At 67.7% G+C, this 3,293-nt stretch carries 3 protein-coding genes and 1 tRNA gene; 3 read left to right on the top strand and 1 reads right to left on the bottom strand.

Annotated features, from left to right (window positions below):
• The coding region (locus tag BKN37_RS26535; protein ID WP_071030226.1) for a sensor domain-containing protein at positions 1 to 649 on the top strand (649 nt) is incomplete at its 5' end.
• Here BKN37_RS26535 and BKN37_RS26540 read toward each other — a convergent pair.
• A complete protein-coding gene (locus BKN37_RS26540; RefSeq protein WP_071030228.1) occupies positions 646 to 1,866 on the bottom strand; it encodes a L,D-transpeptidase in 1,221 nt (406 codons plus the stop codon). The two genes, BKN37_RS26535 and BKN37_RS26540, sit on opposite strands and share 4 nt — an antisense overlap.
• 165 nt (positions 1,867 to 2,031) lie before the next feature.
• Between BKN37_RS26540 and BKN37_RS26545 the strand changes: the two genes are divergently transcribed.
• Together BKN37_RS26545 and BKN37_RS26550 are read left to right on the top strand one after the other, a co-directional pair.
• Positions 2,032 to 2,104 (top strand) — tRNA-Lys (locus BKN37_RS26545).
• Between the two features lie 201 nt (positions 2,105 to 2,305).
• Entirely contained in the window at positions 2,306 to 3,112 is an 807-nt protein-coding gene (locus tag BKN37_RS26550) for a L,D-transpeptidase (protein ID WP_071030230.1), read from the top strand.
• Positions 3,113 to 3,293: the final 181 nt, after the last annotated feature.

The raw sequence follows: 3,293 nt of genomic DNA on the forward strand, positions 1-3,293 counted from the left end.
GAAATCGCACAGCGGCAGCGGATCAGCGGATCGGCACACCGCCGTCACGAGCACCGCAGCGCCACCGCCGCCCACCACCACAGCGGCGGTGGCCGCCGCGGCGCTACCGAACCTGTTGCTCAGCGCCGACGAGCTCAGCGCCGTCATGGCCACACCGCTGCACGCGGGTCCGATCACCGATTCAATCGCCGAGGACCGCGACTGGATTTCCGAAAAGGACTGTGCCGGCGCGTTTTGGCCGGCCGAGATCGCCGCCTACGAGCACAGCAACTGGACCGCCCTGCGGGCCCAGCAGCTCACCCAGGAGCCCGCCGGCGCCGTGACGGTGGTGCAGGCCGTCGTCGCGTTTCCGTCGCTGAGCAGGGCCCGTGACCTGTTCGTCAAGCAGGAAGGCCAGTGGCTGGCCTGTTCGAGCCGCGAATTCACCGTCAGCAAGGCGGGACCCACCCAATCCTGGACGTTCGGCGGGCTCAACCACCACGGTGATGTGGACACCATGTCGGCAACCCAAGTGGGCGGCGACATTTCGTGCGCGCGGGCCATGACCCTGCGCGACAACGTCGTCATCGACGTGTCCGCCTGCCGCCCGGGTATCACCGCCCAGGCCGTCGACATCGCCAACCGGATCGCGGCCAGAGTGCCCGGTTAGTCGTTGGCGTTGCCGGCCTTCCACTGCGCCCACGGGATATTCCAGTCACCGAGGCCCTCGGTGCCCGGCAGCGTCGGCCCCACCGTGTTGACGATCTCCACGACATCGCCGCGTTTGGTGTGGTCGTAGAACCATTCCGCGTTGCCGTTGCTGACGTTCAGGCAGCCGTGGCTGGTGTTGCTGTGGCCCTGGGCGCCCACCGACCACGGCGCGGCGTGCACAAAGATCCCGCTGTAGGAGATCTGCGTCGCCCAGTCGACGTCGGTGCGATACCCGTTGGGCGAGTTGACCGGAACGCCGTAGGTCGAGGAGTCCATGATGATGTGTTTGAACCGTTCCCCGACCAGGTAGATGCCGTTGTTGGTCGGGGTGCTGTCCTTGCCCATCGACGTCGGCATCACCTTGGCGACCTCACCGTTGATCCGCACGGTGATCATCTTGGTGGTGTCGTCCACGGTGGCGATGACCTCGTCGCCGATGGAAAAGTGGGTGGTCACGTTGTCCTGGCCGAACATCCCGTTGCCAAGGTCGACGCCGTAGGTGTTGACCGCCACCTCGACCGTCGTGCCGGGCTTCCAGAAATGTTCTGGCCGCCACCGCACTTCGCGGTTGTTCAGCCAGTAGAAGGCACCTTCCACCGGCGGGTTGGTGGTGATTTTGATCGCCTTCTGCGCCGCCAGGCGGTTGGCGATGTTCTCGTCGAACCGGATCGCCACCGGCTGGCCGACGCCGACCACCTCCCCGTCCTGGGGCATGACGTAGGGCATGGTCAGGTTCTCGGGCGAATGGGTTTGGAAGCTCATCTGCTTGGTCGTTACCCCACCCAGACCCAGCGCTTTGGCGTTGAGGGTGTAGCGCCGGTTGAAGCCCAGCGGCTCGGTGGTCTGCCAGGTCAGGCTGTCCGGGCTGAGCTGCCCGTCGACCGCTCTGCCGTTCTCGTTGACCATGGTGACCGCGCCCAACACGCCGTCCTCGGCGGTCACCGTCACCGGGGCGTCCACCGCGACGCCGACCGCGCCATCGGTCACCGACGCGGTCAGCTTCGGCACCAGCAGATCGGTGTACGGGGTGCCCTTATCGGTGATGGCCTGCGACGGCTCCGGGGCGTCATTGCTGCCGCACGCGCTGAGGCCAAACACCACGGTGGGCACCATCAACGCAGCCGCCAACCAGGGTCGACGCCCGCAGACGCGGGCCATCGATCCGACCTGCCACATACCGTCCCCACCTCGCACCCGGACCAAACTTTGGCAATAGTCTAAAGGTCGCCGAAGCGTGCTGCGACCGCTCGGGTGATCCCGCGCACAGCGGGGCGCGCGAACTGCCAATTCGCCAGCCGGTTCCAGGCTCTGTTATCCTCGCTCTCGCGGCTTTGCCGCTTCGCGCCGTTAGCTCAGTTGGTAGAGCAGCTGACTCTTAATCAGCGGGTCCGGGGTTCGAAACCCTGACGGCGCACCCCGACAAACCCGTCCTGGCCAGTCCCAGGGCGGGTTTTTTGGTGTTCCGGCCGACACGCCCGACGGCGACGACGGCCCCGGAAGTCGTGACCAGAATGTGACCCAGACTTCATCGCGCCGTTTCCGCGCCACCGGTCGTCGCGGCCCTAACATCGACCGACGGCGGCGACAATTTCCACCCGAGAGGTGAATCGAAGCGATGCGGGCGGTGGTTCGGCCGGTTCTTGTCCTAGCCGTGATCGTGGGCGCCGTGGTCGCAGCCCCGCCCGACGTGCGTCCGACGGCGGTCGAGCTGCCGCCCGGCCTCACCATCACCTCGGTGCTGCCCGCTAACGGCGCGGTGGTGGGGGTCGCGCACCCGGTGGTGGTGACGTTCAGCGCGCCCGTCACCAACCGTCGGGCCGCCGAGCGAGCCGTGCAGGTGACGTCGACGCCCGCGAGGACCGGCAGGTTCGACTGGCTCGACGACAATGTCGTGCAGTGGGTGCCGGACCGGTTCTGGCCGGCGCACAGCGCGGTGGCGCTGTCGGTGGGCAACCTGGCTCTCGACTTCAAAACCGGGCCCGCCGTGTTGGGGGTGGCCAGCATCTCCGAGCACACGTTCACCGTGAGCATCGATGCCGACGAGGCGGGGACGGCGCCTCGGCTGCCCGCGCCGCACCATCGGCCCCGCTGGGGCGAAGAAGGGGTGCTGCCGGCGTCGCTGGGTAAGCCGGAGTTTCCGACGCCGGTCGGCACCTACGCCGTTATCTCCAAGGACCGCAACGTGATCATGGATTCCAGCAGCGTCGGCATTCCGGTCACCGACCCCGAGGGCTACCGACTTTCGGTGGATTACGCCGTTCGCATCACCCAGCGCGGACTGTACGTGCATTCGGCGCCGTGGGCGCTGCAAGCACTCGGGGTGGACAACATCAGCCACGGCTGCATCAGCCTGAGCCCCGCCGACGCGGAGTGGTACTTCAACGCCGTCAATGTCGGCGACCCGGTCATCGTGCAGGAGTAGCACCGACCCCTGCGCCCCGGCGAAAACCGTTCAGCGCAAAGCTATTTGCCGCAGGACCCCGCTCCCGGTGCCATCCCGCCGCACACCGGGGCCGGACCGGCAACCCCCAAGCCGGGCAGCACCGCCGGCCCGCCGGCCACCGGCGCTCCGGCCGGCCCGGGCGCGACCGGCAGCCCAGCAA

The organism is Mycobacterium talmoniae (assembly GCF_001854525.1).
GTDB lineage: Bacteria > Actinomycetota > Actinomycetes > Mycobacteriales > Mycobacteriaceae > Mycobacterium > Mycobacterium talmoniae.